Origin of the sequence: Mesorhizobium sp. B2-7-1 (genome assembly GCF_006440735.1) — a bacterium.
GTDB lineage: Bacteria > Pseudomonadota > Alphaproteobacteria > Rhizobiales > Rhizobiaceae > Mesorhizobium.
Genome location: NZ_VFUA01000086.1, coordinates 1 through 21,809, shown reverse-complemented (window position 1 = coordinate 21,809; position 21,809 = coordinate 1). Strand labels below are relative to the sequence as shown.

At 63.0% G+C, this 21,809-nt stretch carries 25 protein-coding genes, 1 pseudogene and 1 riboswitch; of the genes and pseudogenes, 16 read left to right on the top strand and 10 right to left on the bottom strand.

The window, feature by feature from the left end; translation table 11 throughout:
- Nucleotides 1-71: 71 nt before the first annotated feature.
- Nucleotides 72-923 (top strand): hypothetical protein, encoded by an 852-nt coding sequence (locus tag FJ471_RS34925; protein ID WP_246684831.1) that lies wholly within the window; start codon nt 72-74, stop codon nt 921-923.
- A 641-nt stretch (nt 924-1,564) separates the two neighbouring features.
- Here FJ471_RS34925 and FJ471_RS25505 read toward each other — a convergent pair.
- Entirely contained in the window at nt 1,565-2,107 is a 543-nt protein-coding gene (locus FJ471_RS25505) for a J domain-containing protein (RefSeq protein ID WP_140807492.1), read from the bottom strand.
- A 657-nt stretch (nt 2,108-2,764) separates the two neighbouring features.
- Between FJ471_RS25505 and FJ471_RS25500 the strand changes: the two genes are divergently transcribed.
- Nucleotides 2,765-3,172, top strand: a complete 408-nt coding sequence (locus tag FJ471_RS25500; protein ID WP_140807491.1) for a hypothetical protein — start codon at nt 2,765-2,767, stop codon at nt 3,170-3,172.
- 283 nt (nt 3,173-3,455) lie between these two features.
- Here FJ471_RS25500 and FJ471_RS25495 read toward each other — a convergent pair whose 3' ends face one another.
- Together FJ471_RS25495 and FJ471_RS25490 are read right to left on the bottom strand one after the other, a co-directional pair.
- The gene (locus tag FJ471_RS25495) at nt 3,456-3,803 is read right to left on the bottom strand and encodes an exopolysaccharide production repressor protein (RefSeq protein WP_224667057.1); all 348 of its coding nucleotides are present in this window, start codon (nt 3,801-3,803) and stop codon (nt 3,456-3,458) included.
- 281 nt (nt 3,804-4,084) lie between these two features.
- Nucleotides 4,085-4,975: a DUF1236 domain-containing protein gene (locus FJ471_RS25490; protein WP_140807490.1), complete on the bottom strand. Its 891-nt coding sequence runs from the start codon at nt 4,973-4,975 to the stop codon at nt 4,085-4,087.
- Between the two features lie 252 nt (nt 4,976-5,227).
- On the opposite strand from FJ471_RS25490, the gene FJ471_RS25485 reads away from it, so the two are divergent.
- Together FJ471_RS25485 and FJ471_RS25480 are read left to right on the top strand one after the other, a co-directional pair.
- Nucleotides 5,228-5,527 (top strand): DUF1236 domain-containing protein, encoded by a 300-nt coding sequence (locus FJ471_RS25485; protein ID WP_140807489.1) that lies wholly within the window; start codon nt 5,228-5,230, stop codon nt 5,525-5,527.
- Nucleotides 5,528-5,745: 218 nt separating this feature from the next.
- Entirely contained in the window at nt 5,746-5,967 is a 222-nt protein-coding gene (locus FJ471_RS25480; RefSeq protein WP_140807488.1) for a hypothetical protein, read from the top strand.
- A 181-nt stretch (nt 5,968-6,148) separates the two neighbouring features.
- Here the strand turns inward: FJ471_RS25480 and FJ471_RS25475 are convergent, their stop codons facing one another.
- Nucleotides 6,149-6,499, bottom strand: a complete 351-nt coding sequence (locus tag FJ471_RS25475; RefSeq protein ID WP_140807487.1) for a DUF982 domain-containing protein — start codon at nt 6,497-6,499, stop codon at nt 6,149-6,151.
- A gap of 212 nt (nt 6,500-6,711) precedes the next feature.
- On the opposite strand from FJ471_RS25475, the gene FJ471_RS25470 reads away from it, so the two are divergent.
- The 3 genes from FJ471_RS25470 (at nt 6,712) to FJ471_RS25460 (ending at nt 7,714) form a co-directional block, all read left to right on the top strand.
- Complete coding sequence (locus FJ471_RS25470) at nt 6,712-7,011, top strand: DUF1236 domain-containing protein (protein WP_140807486.1); 300 nt, start codon at nt 6,712-6,714, stop codon at nt 7,009-7,011.
- Nucleotides 7,012-7,138: 127 nt separating this feature from the next.
- Nucleotides 7,139-7,348: a hypothetical protein gene (locus FJ471_RS25465; RefSeq protein ID WP_140807485.1), complete on the top strand. Its 210-nt coding sequence runs from the start codon at nt 7,139-7,141 to the stop codon at nt 7,346-7,348.
- Between the two features lie 117 nt (nt 7,349-7,465).
- Nucleotides 7,466-7,714: a DUF2934 domain-containing protein gene (locus FJ471_RS25460; protein WP_140807484.1), complete on the top strand. Its 249-nt coding sequence runs from the start codon at nt 7,466-7,468 to the stop codon at nt 7,712-7,714.
- A gap of 120 nt (nt 7,715-7,834) precedes the next feature.
- On the opposite strand, the gene FJ471_RS25455 is transcribed toward FJ471_RS25460, so the two are convergent.
- Complete coding sequence (locus tag FJ471_RS25455) at nt 7,835-8,041, bottom strand: hypothetical protein (RefSeq protein WP_140807483.1); 207 nt, start codon at nt 8,039-8,041, stop codon at nt 7,835-7,837.
- A 154-nt stretch (nt 8,042-8,195) separates the two neighbouring features.
- Complete coding sequence (locus tag FJ471_RS25450; protein ID WP_140807482.1) at nt 8,196-8,495, bottom strand: hypothetical protein; 300 nt, start codon at nt 8,493-8,495, stop codon at nt 8,196-8,198.
- Nucleotides 8,496-8,759: 264 nt separating this feature from the next.
- A riboswitch (TPP riboswitch) is annotated at nt 8,760-8,872 on the top strand.
- On the opposite strand from FJ471_RS25450, the gene FJ471_RS25445 reads away from it, so the two are divergent.
- The 4 genes from FJ471_RS25445 to FJ471_RS25430 all read left to right on the top strand — a co-directional run bounded on the left by FJ471_RS25445 (nt 8,863) and on the right by FJ471_RS25430 (nt 12,178).
- Complete coding sequence (locus FJ471_RS25445) at nt 8,863-9,471, top strand: YkoF family thiamine/hydroxymethylpyrimidine-binding protein (RefSeq protein ID WP_140807481.1); 609 nt, start codon at nt 8,863-8,865, stop codon at nt 9,469-9,471. Its footprint overlaps the riboswitch before it by 10 nt.
- 39 nt (nt 9,472-9,510) lie before the next feature.
- The gene (locus FJ471_RS25440; protein ID WP_246684830.1) at nt 9,511-10,404 is read left to right on the top strand and encodes an ABC transporter permease; all 894 of its coding nucleotides are present in this window, start codon (nt 9,511-9,513) and stop codon (nt 10,402-10,404) included.
- Entirely contained in the window at nt 10,401-11,174 is a 774-nt protein-coding gene (locus FJ471_RS25435; RefSeq protein WP_140807480.1) for an ABC transporter ATP-binding protein, read from the top strand. The genes FJ471_RS25440 and FJ471_RS25435 overlap by 4 nt, the downstream gene beginning before the upstream one ends.
- Nucleotides 11,171-12,178, top strand: a complete 1,008-nt coding sequence (locus tag FJ471_RS25430) for an ABC transporter substrate-binding protein (protein WP_140807479.1) — start codon at nt 11,171-11,173, stop codon at nt 12,176-12,178. Before FJ471_RS25435 ends, FJ471_RS25430 begins: the two co-directional genes overlap by 4 nt.
- Nucleotides 12,179-12,239: 61 nt before the next feature.
- Here the strand turns inward: FJ471_RS25430 and FJ471_RS25425 are convergent, their stop codons facing one another.
- The 3 genes from FJ471_RS25425 to FJ471_RS25415 form a co-directional block, all read right to left on the bottom strand.
- Nucleotides 12,240-12,983 (bottom strand): hypothetical protein, encoded by a 744-nt coding sequence (locus FJ471_RS25425; RefSeq protein WP_246684829.1) that lies wholly within the window; start codon nt 12,981-12,983, stop codon nt 12,240-12,242.
- Nucleotides 12,984-13,030: 47 nt separating this feature from the next.
- Nucleotides 13,031-18,019: a tetratricopeptide repeat protein gene (locus tag FJ471_RS25420; RefSeq protein WP_140807478.1), complete on the bottom strand. Its 4,989-nt coding sequence runs from the start codon at nt 18,017-18,019 to the stop codon at nt 13,031-13,033.
- A gap of 205 nt (nt 18,020-18,224) precedes the next feature.
- Nucleotides 18,225-18,857 (bottom strand): LexA family transcriptional regulator, encoded by a 633-nt coding sequence (locus FJ471_RS25415; protein WP_140807477.1) that lies wholly within the window; start codon nt 18,855-18,857, stop codon nt 18,225-18,227.
- A gap of 160 nt (nt 18,858-19,017) precedes the next feature.
- Here FJ471_RS25415 and FJ471_RS25410 point away from each other — a divergent pair, with 160 nt between their 5' ends.
- The 5 genes from FJ471_RS25410 to FJ471_RS25390 all read left to right on the top strand — a co-directional run bounded on the left by FJ471_RS25410 (nt 19,018) and on the right by FJ471_RS25390 (nt 21,663).
- Complete coding sequence (locus FJ471_RS25410) at nt 19,018-19,314, top strand: hypothetical protein (protein ID WP_140807476.1); 297 nt, start codon at nt 19,018-19,020, stop codon at nt 19,312-19,314.
- Between the two features lie 87 nt (nt 19,315-19,401).
- Nucleotides 19,402-20,247: a GcrA cell cycle regulator gene (locus tag FJ471_RS25405; RefSeq protein ID WP_140807475.1), complete on the top strand. Its 846-nt coding sequence runs from the start codon at nt 19,402-19,404 to the stop codon at nt 20,245-20,247.
- 187 nt (nt 20,248-20,434) lie between these two features.
- Nucleotides 20,435-21,031, top strand: a complete 597-nt coding sequence (locus FJ471_RS25400; protein ID WP_140807474.1) for a DUF6456 domain-containing protein — start codon at nt 20,435-20,437, stop codon at nt 21,029-21,031.
- A gap of 60 nt (nt 21,032-21,091) precedes the next feature.
- Nucleotides 21,092-21,400, top strand: a complete 309-nt coding sequence (locus FJ471_RS25395) for a hypothetical protein (protein WP_140807473.1) — start codon at nt 21,092-21,094, stop codon at nt 21,398-21,400.
- Nucleotides 21,397-21,663: a hypothetical protein gene (locus tag FJ471_RS25390; protein ID WP_140807472.1), complete on the top strand. Its 267-nt coding sequence runs from the start codon at nt 21,397-21,399 to the stop codon at nt 21,661-21,663. Before FJ471_RS25395 ends, FJ471_RS25390 begins: the two co-directional genes overlap by 4 nt.
- Here FJ471_RS25390 and FJ471_RS35380 read toward each other — a convergent pair.
- A pseudogene (locus FJ471_RS35380) lies at nt 21,660-21,809 on the bottom strand (DUF763 domain-containing protein); the annotation flags it as partial. The gene FJ471_RS25390 and the pseudogene FJ471_RS35380 overlap by 4 nt on opposite strands.

Genomic DNA, 21,809 nt, shown 5'->3' with positions numbered 1-21,809 from the left:
CAAGGAGTTAAAGCGAAATTTTCCGAAAACCGCCGGGCGGCAGCGGCCATGCTCTCATTTCGCGACCGCAATTGCTTAAAGTTTATCCGACGCCATTAGGAAATTCTCATAAGAGCCTGCCTAGCGGTTGGGCCACGATTACGATTCATCTGCGGAGAAGCACAATGACATTGCGAAAGACACTTCTGGCATCCCTTGCCATTCTGGCGCTCGCGGCGGCCCCCGCATTCGCCGGCGCCGGTGGTAATGGCGGCGGCAACGGCGGCGGCCATGGCGGCGGCAATGGCAATGGTAATGGCGGCAACGGAAACGGCGGCGGAAATGCCGGTGGCAACGGCAATGGCAACAGCGGTGCCTCGCACGGCAAGTCGGCTTCCGCTCACGGCCACAACAAGGGAACCGACAGCACGTCCGATGACAGCTCGACCGATAACACGACGACGGCTGCCACGCCGAAGGAGAAGAACCTTCACGCCAAGCTCGGCCGCTTGAACTCGCTGAAGCGCAACATCAACGCCTACATGAATTCCAAGAGCAAGAAGTTCGCGGGCGTCCAGGCCTATGTGACGCAAGCCGCGGCGGCCCAGAACGCGCAGGCGGCGGTTGATGCGGCCCAGAAGGCTGTGAATGACGCCACGGCTGCGCTCGCTGCGCTGACTGCGCCCGGCGCGCCCACCCCGACCCAGCAGCAGCTCGATGAGGCGAATGCCGCGTTGACCGCAGCTAACAATGCGCTCGCCGCCGCCACGACCGCGGCTCAAAATACACCGCCTCCCACCGATGCTTCCTTGGACACCGCCCTTTCCGACATGGCCAACAAGCCCGTCGACGCCGACGTCACCGCGTGGGCCAAGGATACGCTGGCAAGCAAGGTCGACGCCATCGCCGCTGCCACCGCGACGACAACGACGACAACCCCATAAGGCCGGGCGAACCGACCAGAGGGTGGACGAAAAGCCGCCGGGTCTCGCCCGGCGGTTTTTTTGTCGATACTCGCGGTCTCAGAAGAAAAATGGCTCGTCTCGGTCGAGACGAGCCAAAGCGGGAGCCGCAGTTGGGTGTCGATTCCCGCTAGAGGTTGCCACCTGTTTTCGCGAATGGCCGGTGCTTTCTTGGCGAATGAAACGCAAGACGCTGCCTGGCAGTGCGCACGTTCGGGTGTCGCAGACTTCTTTCGCAAAAATATCGTAGTCCGATACACTTATCGTCGGCACGACAGGCCGGCAACACTTTTTGATATATTCGAAACGCCAGCCACGCGGGGTTGCGTCAAACAGGCTCCTGGCGGGGCGTCCTCGCCCACCCTCGACGCGTCGGCACCGGCCCAATGCGTCGGCGCGTCGGACCTCAGTCACCTTGTATTCGGTGAAGCACAACGTCAATCTAACCATGCTCCCTGTTCTTGCCCGCCATGGTGCATGGCTTAGACTCCGCCGCCCCCGGCGAACCGAGCCCAGATATGGGGAGTTGAGAAGACGACAGTCGATTCCTCGGGGATGTAGCTGTTCCTTCATCGAGCCCGCCACTGGTTCAGGCGCCAGTAGGCGGGCTTTTGATGATCGGCCTAGTTGGCGTGATCGAGCAGGCGGGTGGCGTCGGCTCGCTCCCCGCCGTGTTTCATCCCTGCGTGATCGATGCCCTCTACGGTGATCGCGAATGTCCCGTTCTCGGTCCTGCCGATGAAGCCCTTCGCCTTGAGGTACCAGAGGTGGAACTCGAGGTGCTCGCGAGGGCAACCCGACAGGCGCTCGAGCTCGTCGTCGCCGACGCCCGGATTGTTGACGTCCCGCCGGCGCCTCACATAGAGAAGCGACAGCAGATTGGCCTGGATGACGGCATCCCTCTCCATGCCGCCAGCATCGCGCGCGCCTTCCGTAAGCTCGTGACGAAGGCCCAGATGCTCGCGATAAAGGATGTCGTACTGAGCCCGTTTGACCGGGTCTCGCAGTGTATTGTGAGCCTCGACGATTTCGCTGAAGCGCGCTTCATTGCCGGTTTCCCGATTGTCGGGGTGGTAGCGCATAGCAAAGTAGCGGAAGATCCGCTCGATGGTTTCAGAATTGGCGTTCGGGCTTATTTCCAGAAGTTCGTAGTAGTCAATGAACATGTAATCGTGCTTCCGACATTACGGAAACCACTCCCCCAATCCCAAGCATTGCCCAAATGCCGCGCGCTTGCAAGGCGCCCGGGCCGGTCGCGGATCGTCATTGCGGGCGCGAATGCCCCTCATACGAAAATGTAAGATTGCGGCCAAAATTGCGGGAGCTTTCGAGCCAAATTCGGCCACCTCCTTTCGACTATTCAGCAACGTGAAGGCGTGGGACGCCTCGTATTCAGGGGAATGGACGCAATGGAACCAGACGGGACGCTGAAGCGCATGCTTTCGCCCTCCGGCTAGAAAGGAAGGGGACGTTCGGTCGGCGCCTTTGTTCGCGGTGCCCGATCGGCAAGGGCTTGCGCTGCCGCGCGGGTTGGAAAACCTTACCGGATCGATCCGCTATTGTGGTGGAATAAACCCCGCACCCTGCTACGTTAGCCATGTTTGAAATTCAGGTGGCAACCTGGATGGGAGCCGACCTCAAGCCCGGCTCCCTTTTTGGCTCGCCTCGAAAGGGGCGAGCCATTTTTTTTGAAAATCTGCCGGATGGGACCAATCTCGCCGCTTTCGCCCGATGGCCGCACCGACCTAGGTGTGTGATGGCTAATTCGACTTGCGCGATGTAGAGTGGAATCGGGTTTATAGAGGCATTGGGAGGACAACAAAATGCCACGGGTTTCGGAGCTTTTCTTCAAGACGGCCATCGTCTTTCTCATCCTGGGTATCGCCGCCGGGCTGCAGATGGCGATTTCGGGTGATCACGGCGCCTTCCCGGCGCATGCCCACATCAACCTTCTTGGCTGGGTCACCAGCGCGATCTTCGGCGGCTACTATGCGCTCAATCCGGCCAAGGCCGAGCGTCGCATCGCCATGATCCACTACGGCCTCTATACGGTCGGCATCGTGATCATGCTGCCGGCGCTGTACTGGATGCTGGCGGCAGGCCATCCGGAGGTCGAGCCTGTCGTGGCGATCGGCTCGCTGATCGTCGCCGCTGCGGTGCTGGTCTTTGGCTTCGTCGTCTTCTCGGCTTCGGAGACGGTGCGCTCGGCCTCATCGGTCACCGTGCGTTAGCTCGGCAAGTCGGCCGGCTTGCAGCCTCCTTTGGTCGCAGTTGCAGTCCAAGTTGGCTGCAAGCCGGTCGTTTGCGTTGAGCCCGCATTAACTTTGTTAAAAGACGACCCGTTGGCGACAATACAAAGTGATGGGGCCTCGGAGTCCTGATGCCGGGCGTAGCCCGGCTCCTGCATTCGAGCAGAGGAATGCAGCGTGCCGGGCTATTGCAGCATGGCCGCATTTCGAAAAGGAAGAAGATGATCCATCGGCGGCCCTGGCCGCGAAATGCCACTCAACGTGATTAGGGCAGCAGTTTCGGGAAAAGCCACAAGATGAGAGCGTGAATGATGCCGTCGCGCTCGAACGGGCCGGGCAATTTGGCCGGCGCCGAGCTTGCATCCGCTTTGCTTTCGTCGGTCACGTCGGTCTCGCCGTGCACGAGCCAGAGCACGGCCACGAAATAGCCGGCCTGCAGCGCCACGGCCGCCAGGAATGTCCAGCCGATCGCCATCCAGACAGATCCCGTGGACATGAAGGTCCAGCCGAGGATAACCAGAAGCGTTGCCACCATTCCCACAAGAAACTGCGGAAAATACATCTGCCCAACCGAGCGCCTCGACCACATTCGGTCATCGACGATCTCGCCCATATCTCTACCCATCTTGACCCATGCACCTTTTCCGGGTGGACCGCAAGCTTGAACGATTTGCCGGCAGGCTGATCGCTCTTTCGTCCGACGTTGATAGGGACGACGGGCGCAGGACCTCCGTTGTGACAACTGGGAATTGCGCCAGATCGTTCCCTGGGTCGCAGCATTCAACGCATGTCTAATGACTGCAGTGCTGCCCCTGCGCACCTGACGTGATGAGATATCAGTGCTGTAAAAGAGGCCCGCCATGTAGGCGGGCCCTTGTCCTCTTGCTGTCCGGATCAGGTCAGGATCAGCACGATCTTGTAGGTGTCGGGGTCGACGATGACGATGCGTCCGTCGGCCAGCACGAAATACTCGTAGGACTCGTAGGCAGGCACGATCTTGACGATGCGGGCCGGCAGGCGGTGCAGGCGTACCTTATGGCGCGGCACCTCAATGCCGACCGAGATGTCGAAGCTGACATCGCGAACCGGCTCGACATGGGTCTCGTGAATGACCTGGGTAATCTGCGTCTTCTGTTCCACCGTCACGTTGTTGATTGACGCCGTCTTGTTCTGGTCGGTCTCGACGTTGGTGTTGCCCTGAGCATTCTGCTCGGTGGCGGTACCGGTCTTGCCCTGGGCGTTCTGCTGGGTCTGCATCTTGGTGTTGCCCTGAGCGTTCTGCTCGGTCGTTGTGCCAGTCTTACCTTGAGCCTGCTGATCGGTCTGGGTCTTCGTCTTGTCCTGGGCATTCTGCTGGGTGATTGTACCGGTCTTGCCCTGGGCGTTCTGCTCGGTCTGCATCTTGGTGTTGCCCTGGGCGTTCTGCTCAGTGCTGGCGCCAGCCTTGCCCTGCGCTTGCTGCTTCTTCTTCAGCTGCGTATTGTCCTGAGCATTCTGGTCGGTTTTTGTGCCTGCCTGACCCTGTGCCTGCTCATCGGTCTTCATCTTGGCCTTGCCCTGGGCCTGCTCTTCAGGGTTGGCGCCGGCCTTGCCCTGCGCGTTCATCTCGGTTTTCGATTTCACCTCGCCCTGGGCCTGACCGCCGGCCTTGCCGCCCTTCTGGCAATCTGCCGTGCCGGCCGCGCAATTGTCGCCGCCGCTCGGCTGCGCGGATTCGGTCTGGGCCATCGCGGCGCCGCAGCTGACGCCGAGTGCGATCATGCTTGTGATCAGCAGATGTTTCATTGGATTTTCTCCTCGGAAAGTCGGTCCCTTCGCATGGGTAACCCCGCCCGAAACGCATTGTTCCGAAATTGCAGCGCCGGGCGAAGATGATGGTTTGGCGGAGCGCGGAGGCAGTATTTTTGGAAGCGCGAGTTTAAATTTTGCAGGAACAAGGGTTGGCGAATGGCGTTACGGCAATGCCGACCCGCTGTGGAAAATCGCAGGCGCAGCATCAAGGCGATTTGATTCAAATCCACATAGGAGAGACGACCAATGAAAATACACCTCACCTCCGCCGCCGCCGGCTTCCTGCTTCTCGCGGGCATTGGCGCTGCTGCCGCGCAGGATGTTGTCATCGCGCCGGAGCAGGAAACTGTCATCAAGGAATATGTGCACAAACAGCCGCTGGCCTCAGTGAAGGTTCCGGGCGTCGAGTTGAATATCGGCAGCACGCTTCCCGATACGGTCGATCTACAGGAAGTGCCGAACGTCAAATACCGTTACGTCGTCGTCGACAACCGGACGGTGATCGTCGATCCGGGCACGCGCAAGATCGTCAAGGTCCTCGACTGATTGACATCGCGCCAAATCTGACGGTCCGTCGCCGGTCCCGGCGTCGGGCCGTTAACCGATTATTATTTTGTTACCATGTGCTAAAGGGAACCTTCCCGCCGCGTTTGAGTTAGCGGCTCTGGGTCCGCGCTGTCTCATAGACAACACAAATCAATGGCAGCGTTGAGATTCGGGCGGTGGCGAACAGGTATGGGCGGGCGAGGAGGAGACTAACCGACATGTCGAAACGAGAAATCGGAACATCCCGTTCGCTCGGGATGCGGGTGGCCGATCTTAAGGCCAGAATGCAGGACGCCCGGATCACCGAGCATGAAATGAAGACCTTTCAGAAGGTCGCCGCCATCATGGGGGGCAGCGAAGGCTCCCTACGCATCGACGCGGACGATCTGATCGCCGCGTCCTTCGTCACCGAGGCGCTGGGCGAACAGACGCCGAGCTGACAGCGGCCACCAGCCAAAATCCCGGATCGATCCAGTCGACCGTCAGCCGGCCAGGCGACGGTCTGCGGGCAAAGCGGACGCCAAGCGACGCCAGCTCGCTTCCGGATCCGCCGGCCAAACCCTAAAACTTGTAGCAAGGCCGATACGTATGGCGTGAGTCTGAAACGCGCCGAGGCTGGGCCTATCCAGGCACATGTCGGTTCGGCGCCCGGCTTTCGCGCGCCCGGCTGCGCCTGATCTTTGCTTCGCGCAGCACCGCGACCGGATCGGCGCCGGTCCACTCGATCCCCGCCTTCTTGGCGAAGACCAGGAATGCCTGCCGCGCCGTGTCGAGATCGATCTCGCCGGCCCGCGCCGCCTCGCAGGCGCGCAACGCCCTGCCGTAGCTCTCGCTTCGCGAGGCGGATGGCCATTCCTTGAGAAAGTTCTGCATCGCGGTGAGTGAGGCGATCTCGCGCCTGAAGCCCGCACCGACGGCGATAGTCACCGGAGCCGGAAGTTCGATGTCGCTTTTGATGGACCCTTCTCGCATGACGACGGCGCCCTTTGAATTTCAAAGTCTTGGGAGTTTCAAAGCCTTCTAATGCAGAGCCGATGCGAAGGTTCCGCCAAATCAATTAGTCACCGCTGACGGAACAACACCCTGCCGGCGGCGTTTGCCCCGGGAGCTCCCATGTTCGACCTGCAACGTTTCCGCCCCCGCGGAGGCACGGCGGAGCTCGCCAACGCAACAGGAGAAAAACGATGAAAACCACCCTCATTCCAGCTGTCGCCGGCCTGGCTCTGATGGCCGGCATCGGCGTCGCGGCCGCGGACGAGGTGATCGTCACCCCCGAGCAGCAGACCGTGGTGAAGGAATATGTCCACAAACATCCGGTCGCCTCGGTCAACGTGCTCGGCCTCGAACTCGGCATCGGTTCCACCGTGCCTGACACCGTTGAGCTGCAGCAGGTTCCGGACGTCCAGTACCGCTATGCGGTCGTCAACGACCATACGGTGCTGATCGATCCCGGCACGCGCCGTGTTGTTCAGGTGATCCAGTAAATCTGGCCCCTGGAGAGCCCGATCCCTCTGACCGAAGCATCGGGATCGGGCTCTTTTCGCATCCGGGCATGAGGCCTAGAATAGGCACCGGTTTGGGAGGCAGCGAAGCGCGGAAGGAGTCGTTGCCATGCATCATCCACACGTCGAATCACCCGACATCGCACGCCAGGTCGACAAGCTTCTGGCCGAGCGCGGCGATGGGCTGCTGTCGATCAGGCAGGCGGTCACGCTGCTGCGCGAGCGCACCGGCACCGACCGTTCCGACGCCGATCTGGCCGGCCTAATTGCCAAGAAGGCCGCGTATCTCGGCATCGTGGTGCTCTCCGACGATCCCTGAACCATCACCTGGTTTTGCTCTAATATGCGTTTGCGCGCTGCGTCTATACCCAAGACGCCGCGCGAAAATTCGGCTAATGTTCGCGCCGGGGAACCGTCCCAACCTTAGGAGGCGACAGTGACGGACGACAGGCACGAACGCATTCGCCAGCGCGCGCACGAGATCTGGGAGCAGGCTGGCCGGCCGGAAGGCGCGCATATCGAGCATTGGGACCGGGCCACAGCCGAGGTGGATGCGGCAGGCAAGCCGAAATCCGCCAAGAAGGTGACCGCCGCCAAGGCCGACAAGCCAAAAGCCGCGAAGGCGGAAAAACCCGCCAAGGCCCCCGCCAAGGCAAAGGCGACCAAACCAAAAGCCAAGGCCTGATCTCCAGCGGCCGCGCCGGCAGGTGCATAGCCGCTGGCGCAATTCCAGGAAAGTGTATCGCGGTTGGGTTAGGCGGTTTCGCCGTAACCTTCCGTTAGGAATTGCGCGAAACAAAAGACGCTAGCGCGCCGTCCTCGTTGCGTATTGAGCCACCGCGCAAATGAGGGCCAGCGCGGCCGTATCGCAGGCGGCCCGCGACGGCGACGGGCCTTTGGCGAACAGCACCGCGTCCGCGACCGGAATCGTCAGGCCGTGCTTTCGGGCGAATGAGGTGACTTCGTATGGCTGGTCGTCAGGCAGTATGCCGATGTCGATTTGCTGGTCCATCAAACGAGTTCCTCCCTGTTGCGCGGCTTTACCCTCCTTCGCCTGAGACGAATTTAACCACCCGCCGATCGTCCGCGTCCACCAATTGCCAATTGTGTGAAACGATGCATTTTTCGATGGGCGGCCTAAGGTTGTAGCGGGCGACTGCCCGGCCTCACCACGCGTCGCTCGACCGGGCAAACCTCATCCCCGCCGCGATCATCGCGCTTTCGCATTCGCTGATCAGCCTGAGATTGCGCAGATACCGCGCCACCGTCTCGGGCAGCCAGGCGGCGCAGGCCTCGACATAGGCACGGCCATGCACCAGCGTGCCGGTCGAAAGCCGCTCGTCCTTCTCGGCGATCACCTTCAGATATTGCCGGATGAAGCGGATGTCGTCGGCGATGTCCTGGCTGGCCATGCGCCAGGCCGAGGCGAGGCGCTCGCGCTCGGCGAGTGGCAGTGGCGAAAGCAAAGGGTGGGAGAGGTCGGCGAAAGCGGCATGGTTCGCGGTGTTTAAGCAAATTCCCTCAAAGCAAGGGAAGTATCGTACTTTATGTACGAAAAGCAATCAAGTAGAATTCGTACAATTTGAACGACAAGGCGGTTAAGGGCGGTTATAAGAAATCCGCGAAAATCTTATAATCCAGCCATCTCCCCCTAGGGGGAGATGAGGCTCCTGGCCCAATTGGCGTCGCAAAAAACCGCTTTCCCATTCACTCGAACAGTGCTTTAACGCGCCCATCCACAGGGGTGCTCCGTACGGTCGGGGCTGAGATGGCGGCGGCAAGCCTCCGGACCCTAAAGCTGATCTGGATAATACCAGCGGAGCGAGGCGGGCGATGTTTTCCGGCGCACAGATTTCCCTTTATCCCATGGCCGACGATTTCGTCGGCGTGATCCTCGGCGCGCTCGGCGCGCTCGACCCTTACCGCGACAGGCTGAGGATCGAGACCGACGACATTTCGACGCTGCTGGTGGGGTCGCCCGAAGTGCTGTTCCCAGCCATGCGCGACCTGTTCGTGGCGGCCGCCAAAAGCGGCAAGCACTGCGTGCTGTCGGCCGCCGTCTCGCGCGGCTGCCCCGGCGAGCCGGACGATCCGATCTGCCGTTCCGACGAGACCGGCGGCCCAGTGATCCCGCTCGACGAGCGCAAGCGCGCCGCGCTCGGCGCCGTTGCGGCGACGACGACTACGGATCAGCCGGTGGCCGCGCAATTCTCGCTCTATGTGATGGGCACCGGCGACCACATGGACGAGATCTATGGCTGCATCGACTTCCTGAAAAAATCCGGTGTTTTCGAGCGCTCAAAGAACTTCTGCACCAAGCTGCGCGGCGACGCCGGCGCGGTGTTCGCCACGCTGGGCGAAGCCTTTTGCCGCTTCGGGCCGGGGGCGGGGCATGTGACGCTCGACATAACCATTTCGGCGAACAGCCCGACCGCGGTTTGAGCCTGCGGCTCAAGCCCGGCGTCGGTCGAGGAGGGGGTTGTGAGCGTTATGGTGGATTCTGCACCGCGAGATGAATCGCTGGCGGTTGGCGAAAGCCGTGATGACGGCCAATCTCCCCCACAAGGGGGGAGATCAGCCGTCACCTCGACCTTCGCCAAGTTCTTCCCCGCCGCCCTTGCTTTCGCTCTCCTCTTCATCGCCTGGGAACTCTACGCACGCCTCGGCGGCATCGCGCCCACGATCCTCCCCGCACCCTCGCGCGTGCTGGCGCAGGCTTGGGAGAACCGCGCGGCGCTCGCCGACAACACGCTGCCCACCATCCGCGCCACGTTGGCCGGCTTCGCCTGCTCGCTCGCCGCCGCCTTCATCCTCTCGGCGCTGGTCGACTTCTTGGCCCCCCTGCGCCGCGCGCTGTTCCCGCTGCTGATTGCCAGCCAGACCATGCCCCTGGTAGCGATCGCGCCGCTGGTGGTGCTTTGGTTCGGCTTCGGGCTGCTGCCGAAGATCCTGCTGGTGGCTTTGGTCACCTTCTTTCCGATGATGGTGGCATTGGTCGAAGGCTATGCCGCCACGAGCACCGAAATCAGCCAGATGCTCGCCGCCATGGGAGCAGGGCGCTGGCGTATTTTTTGGCTCGCCCGGTTGCCGTCGGCGCTGCCCTATTTCTTCGCCGGACTGCGCATCTCCATCACCTATGCCGTGGTTGGCGCAATCTTCGCCGAATATGCGGGTGCGGCGAAAGGGCTGGGCATCTACATGCTCAGCGCCAAGAACAATTTCCGGCCTGACCTTGTGCTTGCCGCCGTGGCCGTCAGCTCGGCGCTCACGCTGGCGCTGTTCGGCCTTGCCGTGCTTGTCCAGCGTCTCGCCATGCCCTGGGAGAGGGCAGGGCGCGACCGGAAACCGGGCCCCTCCGGAGAGGGCCGGCCGTGACCCGCCTCGAACTCCGCGACGTCCGCAAGAGCTTCGGCGCGCTGGAAGTGCTCGCGGGCGTTTCGCTGCATGTCGCGGCGGGCGAGTTCGTCTCCATCCTCGGGCCGTCCGGTGCGGGCAAGTCGACATTGTTCCAACTGCTCACCGGCGCGATCCGGGGCGAGGGCGGGATGCGCTTCGACGGCGCGCCGCTCGATGGCGCCCGCTTCGCCTTCATGCCGCAGCGCGACGCGCTGATGCCGTGGCGGCGCGTCATCGACAACGCGACGCTGGGGCTGGAAGTGCAGGGCATGAAGCGCCGCGCCGCGCGCGAGCGTGTAGCGCCCTTGTTTGCCGAGTTTGGCCTCGCCGGCTTCGAGCGCGCCTGGCCGGCCGAGCTGTCCGGCGGCATGCGCCAGCGCGCCGCCCTTTTGCGCACCGTGGTGCAGGAGCGCGACATGCTGCTCCTCGACGAGCCGTTCGGGGCACTCGATGCGCTGACCCGCGCGGCCATGCAACGTTGGCTCGAAGGCATGTGGCGAAGCCATCGCTGGACCGCGCTGCTCATCACCCACGACGTGCGTGAAGCGGTGCTTCTGTCCGACCGCATCTACGTGCTGTCGGCGCGACCCGCGCGCGTGGTCCGCGAAGTGGCGGTGCCGCTGCCGCGTCCGCGCACCGAAAGCGCGGCGCTCGCCCGCGAGGCCGCCGCGATCGAGGCCGGCATCCTCGACACGCTGCTTGGCCAGTCCGAACCTATTTCCCGATCATCCGATGGAGAATTGAAATGACCGACCTGACCCGCCGCCAGGCGCTGTTTCTGGCCGCCAGCCTACCCTTTGCGGGGGCTGTCACACGTGCCCGCGCCGCGCAGAAGGTCACGGTTGCGCTCGACTGGACCGTCAACACCAACCACATCGGCCTGTTCGTCGCCCGCGATAAGGGTTTCTACCGGGACGCGGGGCTCGATGTTGAAATCCTGCCCTATGGCGACACCGGCTCGGGCACGCTGGTCGCCAATCGCGTCGCCGATTTCGGCATTTCCGGCTCGCTCGGCCTGTTCACGCAAAAGAGCGCCGGCGCCGACCTGAAGGCCGTCTATGCCGTCGTCCAGTCGGAGACCGGCCGCGTCGTCTTCAACGCCGACCGCACCGCTATTCAAAGTCCGAAAAATCTCGACGGCCTGACCTATGGCGGCTTCGGCAGCGACTGGGAGAATGCGCTGCTGCGAACCATCATCCGCCATGACGGCGGCAAGGGCGATTTCTCGACGGTGACGCTGGGCACCTCGGCTTACGAGGCTTTGGCCAATGGCGCGGTCGATTTCACGCTGGAAGTCTCGACCTGGGAAGGCGTCGAGGCCGAGCTGAAGGGCCTCAAGCAGCGCAGCTTCCGCTACGCCGATTACGGCGTGCCGGACGAGCACACCACGCTGATCGTCTCCAGCAACGCCTACCTCGTCGCCAACCCGAAGGCCGCCGCGGCCTTCGTCCAGGCGACGCGGCGCGGCTACGAATTCGCCGTGGATCATGCGCAGGAGGCAGGCGAGCTGCTGATCGCCGCCAACAAGGACACGCTCACCAACCCGGCGCTGATCGATGCATCGCTGAAGGCGCTGAACGACGGCCATTTCCTGAAGAGCGCAAACGGCGCCATCGGTACGATGGACAAGGCCAAGATGGAAGCGATGGGCGGGTATTTGTTTGCCTCGGGGATATTGCTTGACGGCAACGGCAAGGCGCTGAAGGAGAAGCCGGATTTGGGCGCGTATTTCACGAATGAGTTTCTGGGGTAGCGGCCACGCGCCGAAGGAACGCGGCTTGCGCCGGCCTTTGCGGGGAAATCCGGTGCGGAGCCTAATTCTCGACGATGGCCTGAAGCAGAGCGGTCTTGATGTGCCATCCGGGTTCGCCATGCAGTAACAGGGCGGCCTCGTAGAATTTCGCCATGGCCGGGCACAGGCCCGGGAAGTCCTGGTTGGCGCTCGAGATAGCCTCCATCTCGGCCGGCGTGCCGCCGATCTTTGTGAAAACGTCGGCGACCAGCGACCAGTCTTGGTCGCTAGGCACGGCCGCCGGCAAGCCGCTTCTTTTGGCGGCGCCGAAGGCGCGGAACAGGGTGGCGCCGATCCTGTCCAGGTCGGCCAGGAAATCGTCGCCGGGCGCGCTGATCGCGTCTGGCCCGTTGCGCAGGTAATTGTTGCAGGTGGCCGGCGTTTCGCGCGCCATGACATGATTGAGCATGTCGAGTTGCGCCGAAAGCGCTTCCGAAGCATTGCTGTCGGGGGCCGTGGGCAGCAGCGGTGCATATCTGTGCCTGAGATCGGCGACCGCCTGCCTGCTGACATTGCGCAGTTCAGTTTGGTTTCCAGTCTGGGCCGCGGCAGTGATCTTGCGCAGCATCGCATCGTAGTCGTCCGGAAATTCCCTGGCGATAGCCTCGAAGATCCGGAGATCCTGCTTCCGGATTTCGGCATCGATGTCGGCGGTGGTCAGCGCCCGGGGCGGCATCGCCACTGACTGATAGTGGTGATGTCCACCGCCGAACATCGTTGGCATCACGTCAGCCCCAATGATGCTTACGGGGATGACCGCCACCACTTGCAACCATTTCCAGGGTGACATCCGCCTGCGCTCCAACACCCTTCTCACTCTGCCCCGAGGCTGAGCGCCTTCTTGCGGTCGGCCTTGGCGCGTTTCAAATCGCCCTTGGCTGCCCAAGCCCAGCTTCGGGCGGTGTAAGCATCTGCATATCTGGGGTAAAGCTTGATGGCTTGATTGAAGCTGGCGATTGCCCCGTCCTGGTCGCCCGCTCGTGCCCGCAGAAGGCCTCTGCCATAGTAGCCGCCGGGGCTGTTCCGGTCGATCTGGATAGCCGTCTCAAAGTCGGCCTGGGCCCGCTTCAAGTCCCCTTTGACAACCCACAAAATTCCGCGATCGACATGCACTTTGGCAACATTCGGATCGAGTTCGATGGCCTTGCTATAGTCTGCGATCGCGCCATCGTAATCCCCGACGATCATTCGGCTGATGCCTCGACCATGAAAGTTCGTGGCGTAGGTGGAATCGAACTCGATCGCCTTGCCGAAATCGTCGATCGCACGTTTATGGTCGTTCTTGGCCGTCCAGGCGAAAGCGCGAGCGGAATAATAGCTGCTTTTTTTTGGCTCGATGGCGATCGCGCTGCCATAGTCGGTTATGGCCCGATCGTAATTGTCCTTCTGCCCCCACGCGAGACCGCGATATGCAAAAGCCTCGGCATTGTTGGGATCGAGCGCTATCGCATGGTCGAATTTCGCGATTGCAAGATCGTATCGACCCTTGTTGTACAGAGCTATGCCGCTCTTGGTGGCGCCGTCCACCGCCACCGCGGCCGCAGTCGTTGGCTTGTATGAAGCCTTTGCCGCGGCCGCCTCGTCTCGCTCCTTGCGGGCATTGGCGTAGTTTGGATCGAGGCGCAAGGTTTCATCGAGATCGGCGATGGCGCGGTCGTATTGCTTCTTCCTGTTCCAGCAGAATCCGCGATTGAACCATGCTTCGGCATTCGTTGGCTGCAGTCCGATCACCTTTGTCGAATCGGCGATGATGCCATCGCAATCGTGTTTTACAGCCAGGGCTCGACTGCGCAGCACATAGGCGTCGACATTGTTCGGCTGCAACGAAATGATGGTGGTCAGATCCGCGATGGCGCGGTCGATCTTGCCTCTCTGTCGCCAGATGAGAGAACGATAGAAATAGCTGTCGGTCGACTTGGGATCGAGTTCGATTGCCTTGTTGTGGTCAGCCAACGCCCGGTCGGAATCGCCCTTCAGCGTATAGGTGAAGCCGCGCAAGGTATGAGCGCGGGCATTGGATGGGTCGGCGGCGATCGCAATGCCGTACTGCTCGAGCGCGCGATCGAGTTGGTTTTGACCGCGCCAGATATCGCCCGCTTCGATAGCGTCTTCCGCCGCCTTGTTGCGAAGCCGGCCGGTTGGTTGCGAGGCTGCGGCTTTGTCCCTCGCCGCCACTGCCAGATCGCGGCCTTTGAGGGCAAGCGTCATCTTCGGATCGAGCTTCAGCGCCTGGTCGAAATCGGCGATCGCCCGGTCATAGTCGCCCTTGGCGGCGAAGGCGCCGCCGCGCCCGAAATAGGCCTGCGCGTCATCGGCGTCGAGCTCGATCGCCCGGCTCAAATCGGCGATGGCGCGATCCGGTTGGTTCTTTTTGGTCCACGCGACGGAGCGACCGATGTAAGCGTCCGAATAGTCGGGGTAGAGCCCGATGACCTTGTTGTAGTCCTTGATCGCCGCGTCGTACTTGCCTTTGTCGACAAGCGCGATGGCCCGTCCGACATAGGGTGAGGCGTCTTGCGGATCGATCGCCATCGCCTTGTTGAATTCGGCGATCGCACGATCATATTTGCCCTTGTGGTAGAACGCATAGCCGCGATCGACGAAAGCCGCGAGTTCCTTCGAGGATGGCACGATCGAATTACCGCCCATGCCGCCTTTCTGCTGCGCTGCCGTCGCCGCCTTGCGCGCGGCGGCGTAGTTTGGATTGTGCGGGTCTAGTTTGGCCGCCTGGTCGAAGTCGGCAATGGCATCGGCGTAGTCTTTGGCGTCGACCCGCGCCATGCCGCGTCCATAATAGCTGGCGGCGTCTTTCGGATCGATCTCGATCGCCGATGAAAAGGCCTCGATCGCTCGCTTCGCGTCTCCGGTGCCGTACCAGGCCGCTCCAGTACAGAAGAAGGCGCGGCTTGCTTTCGGGTCTAGCCTGATGGCTTTGATGCAATCGTCAAGCGCGCCGTCCGCGTCGCCCGCCGCGGCCTTGGCCAGACCACGGCGCGTGAGCGGCGCGGCGACGTCGGGAATAATGGCGATGGCCTTGTCGTAATCGGCGATGGCGCGGGCAAAATCCTTCTTGCCATCAAAGGCCTTGCCTCGGCCGAAATAGGCGATCGGGTTCTCGGGATCGATCGCGATGGCCTCTTCATAGGCTTCGATCGCTTCGTCATAGTTTTCTTCGTGCAAGAGGCTGTCGCCCTTGGCCACCGCGACCAGGACACGGGGATCGCTGGTGTCGATAAGTTTCGCCAACTTCGGATCGGCAGGCGAAAGATCGTCACTCGCACCTGGCTCGGCCACAGACGGGGTGCCGACCGACGCGGCGGCGGTGGTGTCGGGTTCGTTTGCCGCGATGTCGGAACCATCCGCGTTGGCAATGCCCGCGGCGGGCTCCCCGCTGGCCGCTACCGCCGCCTTGCGGGCTACGGCGTAATCACCATTGCCGGGATCGAGCTTGAGCGCCTCGTCGAAATCGGCGATGGCGCCGGAATAGTCCTTGCGGTCGGCGCGAGCCATCCCGCGCGCGTAATAGCTGGCGCCGGCCTCGGGATCGATGCCGAGCGCCACCGAATAGGCTGCGATCGCGCGCCCGGCATCGCCCTTGGCGTGCCAGGCCATGCCCTTGCAATAGTGGGCGTCGCGCGCCTTCGGATCGAGCTTGGCAGCCCGGTCGCAGTCGGCAAGCGCGCCGTCGATGTCGCCGGACGTCACCTTCGCGAGGCCGCGACGAGAATACGCCGCGGCAAAATTGGGGGCGAGCTGGATGACCCTGTCGAAATCGGCGATCGCCTGGCCGTAATCGCGTGTGGCGGCCCTGGCCCTGCCGCGGCCGAAATAGCCGAAGCGATTGTCGGGTTCGAGCGCGATCACCACGTCATAGGAGCCGATCGCCTTGTCGTATTTGCCCATGTCCAGCCAGGCATCGCCACCCAGGATCGCTTGAAGCGCGCGCTGATCTTTTGTCTCCAAGGTCTTTGCGGCCAGCGTATCGTCCGTGGCCGTCAAATTCGGACGGACGATTTGTGGCTTTGGAGCAGCGGCCGCCGCCTTCGGCTGCTCAGGATCCTGCGCCGTTCCAGTTTTGCCGTCATCGCCGGCAGCCTGCTCGTCGCAGCTTCCCGACCGCGCGGAATCCAGCTCCACGGCGCGCCGGCAATCTGCCGCCGCGCCGGCCTTGTCGCCCCTGATCGTCTTGGCGCGGCTGCGGCCCAGATAGGCGTCGGCATTTTTGGGATCGAGGCTGATCGCCTTGTCGAAGTCGAGCAGGGCGCCGTCCACGCCGTATTTCGCCAGACGCATCTGGGCGCGCTCGAGCAGCATCCTCGCGGCGGCCTGATCCTCTGTTTCGGCAGCTTGAACGGTTTGCTGGCCGGCCATGAGCGCGGCGCACGCATTGGTGCGTTGCGGGTCGAGTTCGACAGCGCGCCGGCAGTCGCTGGCGGCAAGGGTGTCATCCCCGTTTGAGGCCGCTGCCGCCGCTCTGTCGTAAACCGCGTCGGCGTTGTCAGGATCCTCTGCGATAGCCATGCTGAAGGAGTTGATCGCCCCTGCAACGTCGCCCTGCTTCTGCAGTTCCAGCCCTCGTCTGATGTCCCCGGCAGCAAGTTTTGAACGAACTTGGTTGCCGGTTGCCCGCAGCGTCGCGGTTGAAGGCCAGAACTCGGCAGTGGTGTTCGCGGCCGCCGCTTCGCCGACATCCGGCCCCGCATCACAACCGCCAGTCTTCGAATCAAGCTCGATGGCTTTGCGGCAGTCGACCGCCGCCCCGGCGCTGTCCCCTTTGCGTGAGCGCATCAGCGACCGGCCGAGCCACGCCCTGGCATCGGTCGCATCGAGTTCGACGGCTTTGTCGAAATCGGCAAGGGCGCGATCATTGTTGTCCTTGTTCGCCCAGGCGACCGCCCGGGCGTAGTAGCCATCGACGTTCCCGGCATCGAGCTCGATCGCCTTGTTCGCATCGGCAATCGCGCGCGCGCAGTCGTTCTTGCCGATCCAGGCGGCGCTGCGGTTGGCATAGGCGTCGGCGCTCTTGGGATCCACGGCCATCGCGGCGTCGTAATCGGCAATGGCGCGATCGAACTCGTCCTTGGCGGCGTAGGCGATGCCGCGATTGACGAGCGCAATGAAATCAGTCGGATCGATGCGGATCGCCTTGTCATACTCCGCAATCGCCTTTTCCCGCTCGCCGGTCTTGTTCCAGGCGGTGCCGAGTCCCGTATGGGCGTTGCCGTTTTGCGGATCGGCCTCGATCGCTTGCTGGAAATCAAGCATGGCCGCCTCGATCTTGCCCTTGCGAAGAAAGGCCGAGCCACGGCTGGAATAGGCGTCGCTGGCGGACGGCTCGAGGCTGATCACGGTGTTGAAGTCCGCGATCGCGCGGTCGTACTCACCCTTGTTGGACCAGTCGGTCCCGCGGTTGAACAAAGCCGAAGTCCCGTTGGGATCGAGTGCGATCGCCTTGTCGTAGTCGGCGATCGCGCCATTCCAGTCCTGCTTGTCGTCCCGGGTGGCGCCCCGATAGAAATAGGCTTTGATGCGCAGGCGCAACGCCTGCGCATCGTCTTCTGCAATCGCCGTGCAGGCAGCGATACGCTGTTCGACCGCAACTTTGTCGACTTTCGCTCCCTTTTCTTGGCCGCTGTCCGGGCTCTGGTCGTCGCTTTCGCTGCCGAAGCACAGGGCATAGTCCTTCGCAACCGCGGACGCGGTCAGGGCGCCAAGCACAACCATCCCTGCCAGCGCCAAGAGCGGCCCGCGCGGAAGCCAAGCAACAAACGCGCGCGGCAGCGCGCCGATACGGCGTGACATGATTGATCCTCCCCCCGGAGTTACCGCGACTGTTCTCGCGGATGCTTATATAGTTCTGTTTTTGTTCCTCAATGCAAGCTGAAATTGCGGTGGCTGCATTTATGCGCTTGGAGTGGGCCAAAGGCGCTTGGCAAGACCTTGCGAGAGGGGCATGAAGCAACGCAGCCCTTCAGTTTGGCGGCATCGCCCCAGCGCCCCCAGCGGCTCACATATCGATCATCGACCGCTTCACCCGCCCGATGATGGTGATAGCGCCCTCCAGCTCCGGTGGCGGGATGTCCATATAGGACGCCGGCTGGAACGGCGGATTGTCGTTCGGGCGGTAGCGCTTGTAGGTGGCGCGTCCCGTCTCGTCCGAGATCACGTAGCAGCCATTGGTCACCAGCCGCTTGTCGCGCAGATTGACGAAGATGATCGAATCCGGCGGCGAGATCTTGTTCATCGACGAACCGTCGACGCGCAGCGCGATCCATTCGCCTTCCTCGAGGTCGGCGGTGGGGATGGTCGGATAGTCGGAAAGGTTGACCACGCTGTCCTGGCTGCCGAGCTCGCCGGCGCTGATCCAGGACACGATCGGCACGTCGACAGTGACGGGCGAAGGCATGAGACTGACGGGCGCCGCCTCCGCGCCATCCGCGTTGAACAGGAGCCAGCCAGGGTCGACGCCGAACAGCCGGCCGTATTTCTCGGCGGCTTTCCGGGACAGTGGCCGGTTGCCGTTCTCATGGCTGATCAGCGTGTTCTTGTTGATGTCGCGCAGGGCCCGCGCCGCATCGCTGGGCGAAGCATAGCCGGCCTGGGCGCGTGCCTGCTGCAATCTGTGCCGTGAATCCATCATCGTACAAAATGCCTGAAAATTATCGTCCAAAGTGTACGATTTCGCTTGCACGACATTCGTACATAACGTACGCTTAGCGCATGAATGAGCATCCCGCAAGCATTTCCGCACTGCCCGTGATTCCGCCGCCGCCCACGAGCATCTCAGGGCTGGTAGGCAGATGAACGCGCGTCCCTCGATCCATGAATTCCAATCGTCCGGACTGTCCTCCTCCCCGGTCCGGACGCATTCCGGGGTTTTCGCCCCGGATCCGGTCGAACCGCCCGCACCCCGGTTCACCGGAACGGCCGGAGCCGTTCCTCCCCCGGCTCCGGCCGCCCTTTGTGGCGGCGCATCCTGCATCCGCACCGAGGATGGCACCGTCATCCTGTTCGACCGGACGACGGGCCTGGCGGTGTCGGGCCTGACCCGCGCCGCAGCCGAGGCCGCCTTTCTTCGGCTGACCGGCGCCGCCTGACTTCAACCGATCGCTGACCTGACCGCGGCCTCGCGGCCGAACCCTGGCGCTTGTCCGCGCCTTTCGACAAGCAAATGGAATGAGAAGATGGCCGCGTACACGCAAAAGGAAATCGACGAGATCGCCACCTGGCTGCAGGAGGGGCTTTCCGCCTCGCGCATCGCTGGCCGCTTCAGCGCGCTGCGCGGCAGTCCGGTCTCGCGCAACGCCATCATCGGCATCGTCCACCGCAATGCCGGCTTGAGCGCCATCGGCTTCGCCAACCCCAAGGGCGGCCGCGCCGGCGGCAGGCCAAGGAAGCACGCCGCACGGCCGGATCGCCCCAGCCGGCGCGCCCGGGTGGCCGCTGGCGGCGTGACGCTTTCGGAACCGGCCGCGCTTGCCAGATATGCCGAGCTGGTGGAACGCGCCGGCACCGAAGCTGCCAATCTCTCCCCAAGTGGGGAAGATGCCCGGTCCACCCTCCGTAGCTGCAGCGCAGCAGCTGCGGAGGACGGGCAGGGCAGAGGCGGGCGCTGCCCCGCCGGCGTGTCCGTCCATGGCACCCCGGTGAATCCGGTCGCCATCACTACCCGCTCCTCCGAGCCCAAGAAACCCAAACCCCGCAAACCCGCGCGCATGCTTCCGCCCGCCTGGCTCGCACCCGGCGAGCGCGAGAAATCTGAAGCGCAGCGCTACAAGCTGCCCGCGCCGCCGTCGCCGGTAAACCCTGGCCGCCAGCCGCATGTCGCCGCCATGCGTTTCCTCGATTGCCTGTTCGGCCGCTGCCGCGCGCCGCTCGACCTGGCGCTGCGCGAAACGCCGGAAGACGATCCCGCCGGCGCGCGCCCCGGCACGGACATGCTGTGCTGCGGTTTGCGCACCACGGGCACGCGCAGCTACTGCGCGCACCACCATGCCAGGTTCCACGGCCATCGCGGGAGGGGGGTATGAAGGCGTCCCGGCAAGATCGAGGTTCCTCGCCCCACGCAGTGGGGAGAGGTGGCTCGGCGAAGCCGAGACGGAGAGGGGAGCGCCCTACGAAGGCCCCTCTCCGTCCGCTTCGCGGCCACCTCTCCCCCACCTTTGGCGGGGTCGAGGAACCCAAGTTCTGACACGTCCCACAACCTCAGGATTACCCATGCCCCGCAAAGCCGCCAAGAAACCGCAGCCGCCAAAACTCCCCAAGGGCGAGGCCGAGCAGGTGCGCATCCGCCGCGAGGTCGGCCACGACTTCGCGCTGAAGCAGGACGCCTTCGGCCGCCAGCGTCTCACCCTGGGCACGGCCGAAGCGCGCCGCGTCTACGAGGTGTCGAATGGCGGCTACACCTCCACCGGCGGCGTCGTGCGCCTGCGCAATGTCGATCCACTCAAGGGCATCACCTCGCTCACCCGCCAGCAGCGCGAGGCAGGAGGGCGCTTTCGCGACGACTTCGAGCGCAGCCAGCGCGAGGGCCTGCAGCCGCAATCCTGGAGCGAGCGCGTCGACAGCGGCCGCGTCGGCGGCGGCGTCCCCGACCGGGTGCTCTCAGCCGGCCGGGCCTATGCTCATGCCGCGGCCGCGCTGGCGCATTGGGAGGTGGCGGAGGTGGTGCGCAAGATCTGCCTCGAGGGTCAGTCGGTGAAGGCCATCGCCGAACGCACCGGCGAGGGGCGCGACGTGGTGGTCAAGCTGCTGAAAGTGGGGCTGGATTTGCTGGCGGTGCATTATGGGATGATGGGGCGGAAGACGGGGTGAATATCTGGAAGGTGCTGGTTGATGGAAGACTAACCATAAGCCGAGACTGTTGAGGTCGAATTGACCTGGCATATGTATTCTGTATCGCCAGTTAAGCTGGAATTCTCGACGACGTGCTTAGAGCTGCGCATGCGATACGCCGATGGAAACATTGCCAGGCTTGGCGACAAAATCCTCGTCTGGGAGGGAAATGAAGGCGTCGTGGTCTGCTCGATGGATACGGATGAATATTCCGAGGACTATTCTCGGGAGACCTTCGGTTATCTGAAACAGGGCATCATGGTCCTGTCCGAAAAGGCGGGGCTCATCCATTATGTGCAGCCGGAGGCCGACATGCGTCTGCTGTCGAGACGGGCATCAAGGGCGTGACGAAACAGTCCCTGGCCTACCTCACAATTGCCTCGATATCGTTGATCGGGGCGTTGCTTGTCTTCGGGCAAGCGGTTACGCTGGCCGGGCTTTCGCAGTTCCCGGCGTGGCAGCCGGAACTCGCGTCGCTGCAATTCCGCTTCTGGATCTACATATCGGTGGGAGTTGTCGCGCTCTTGGTTGGCGGCGGAACTGCCGTGCGCTGGGTCCGGCAGCAAAACGCCCTGGCGCGAGCCGATGGATCAAATTCCGCGCCGCGCTAAGCGTCTTTCTCTTGCTGCGGCTTTGACGCACCTACGCCGGGCTTCCCCTCCCACCCAAACACGCTCCGCCCGCACAGCAGATGCGACTGGTCCATCTCGCCCGCCACGATCTCCTTTAGGCTCGGCCCCGTCACATACCGCTCCAT

Excerpts from the sequence above, each read along its gene's own strand:
- FJ471_RS25505 (WP_140807492.1), bottom strand. The coding sequence starts at position 2,107 with ATGTTCATTGACTACTACGAACTTCTGGAAATAAGCCCGAACGCCAAT.
- FJ471_RS25500 (WP_140807491.1), top strand. The coding sequence starts at position 2,765 with ATGCCACGGGTTTCGGAGCTTTTCTTCAAGACGGCCATCGTCTTTCTC.
- FJ471_RS25495 (WP_224667057.1), bottom strand. The coding sequence starts at position 3,803 with ATGGGCGAGATCGTCGATGACCGAATGTGGTCGAGGCGCTCGGTTGGG.
- FJ471_RS25490 (WP_140807490.1), bottom strand. The coding sequence starts at position 4,975 with ATGAAACATCTGCTGATCACAAGCATGATCGCACTCGGCGTCAGCTGC.
- FJ471_RS25485 (WP_140807489.1), top strand. The coding sequence starts at position 5,228 with ATGAAAATACACCTCACCTCCGCCGCCGCCGGCTTCCTGCTTCTCGCG.
- FJ471_RS25480 (WP_140807488.1), top strand. The coding sequence starts at position 5,746 with ATGTCGAAACGAGAAATCGGAACATCCCGTTCGCTCGGGATGCGGGTG.
- FJ471_RS25475 (WP_140807487.1), bottom strand. The coding sequence starts at position 6,499 with ATGCGAGAAGGGTCCATCAAAAGCGACATCGAACTTCCGGCTCCGGTG.
- FJ471_RS25470 (WP_140807486.1), top strand. The coding sequence starts at position 6,712 with ATGAAAACCACCCTCATTCCAGCTGTCGCCGGCCTGGCTCTGATGGCC.
- FJ471_RS25465 (WP_140807485.1), top strand. The coding sequence starts at position 7,139 with ATGCATCATCCACACGTCGAATCACCCGACATCGCACGCCAGGTCGAC.
- FJ471_RS25455 (WP_140807483.1), bottom strand. The coding sequence starts at position 8,041 with ATGGACCAGCAAATCGACATCGGCATACTGCCTGACGACCAGCCATAC.
- FJ471_RS25445 (WP_140807481.1), top strand. The coding sequence starts at position 8,863 with ATGTTTTCCGGCGCACAGATTTCCCTTTATCCCATGGCCGACGATTTC.
- FJ471_RS25430 (WP_140807479.1), top strand. The coding sequence starts at position 11,171 with ATGACCGACCTGACCCGCCGCCAGGCGCTGTTTCTGGCCGCCAGCCTA.
- FJ471_RS25420 (WP_140807478.1), bottom strand. The coding sequence starts at position 18,019 with ATGTCACGCCGTATCGGCGCGCTGCCGCGCGCGTTTGTTGCTTGGCTT.
- FJ471_RS25415 (WP_140807477.1), bottom strand. The coding sequence starts at position 18,857 with ATGATGGATTCACGGCACAGATTGCAGCAGGCACGCGCCCAGGCCGGC.
- FJ471_RS25410 (WP_140807476.1), top strand. The coding sequence starts at position 19,018 with ATGAACGCGCGTCCCTCGATCCATGAATTCCAATCGTCCGGACTGTCC.
- FJ471_RS25405 (WP_140807475.1), top strand. The coding sequence starts at position 19,402 with ATGGCCGCGTACACGCAAAAGGAAATCGACGAGATCGCCACCTGGCTG.
- FJ471_RS25400 (WP_140807474.1), top strand. The coding sequence starts at position 20,435 with ATGCCCCGCAAAGCCGCCAAGAAACCGCAGCCGCCAAAACTCCCCAAG.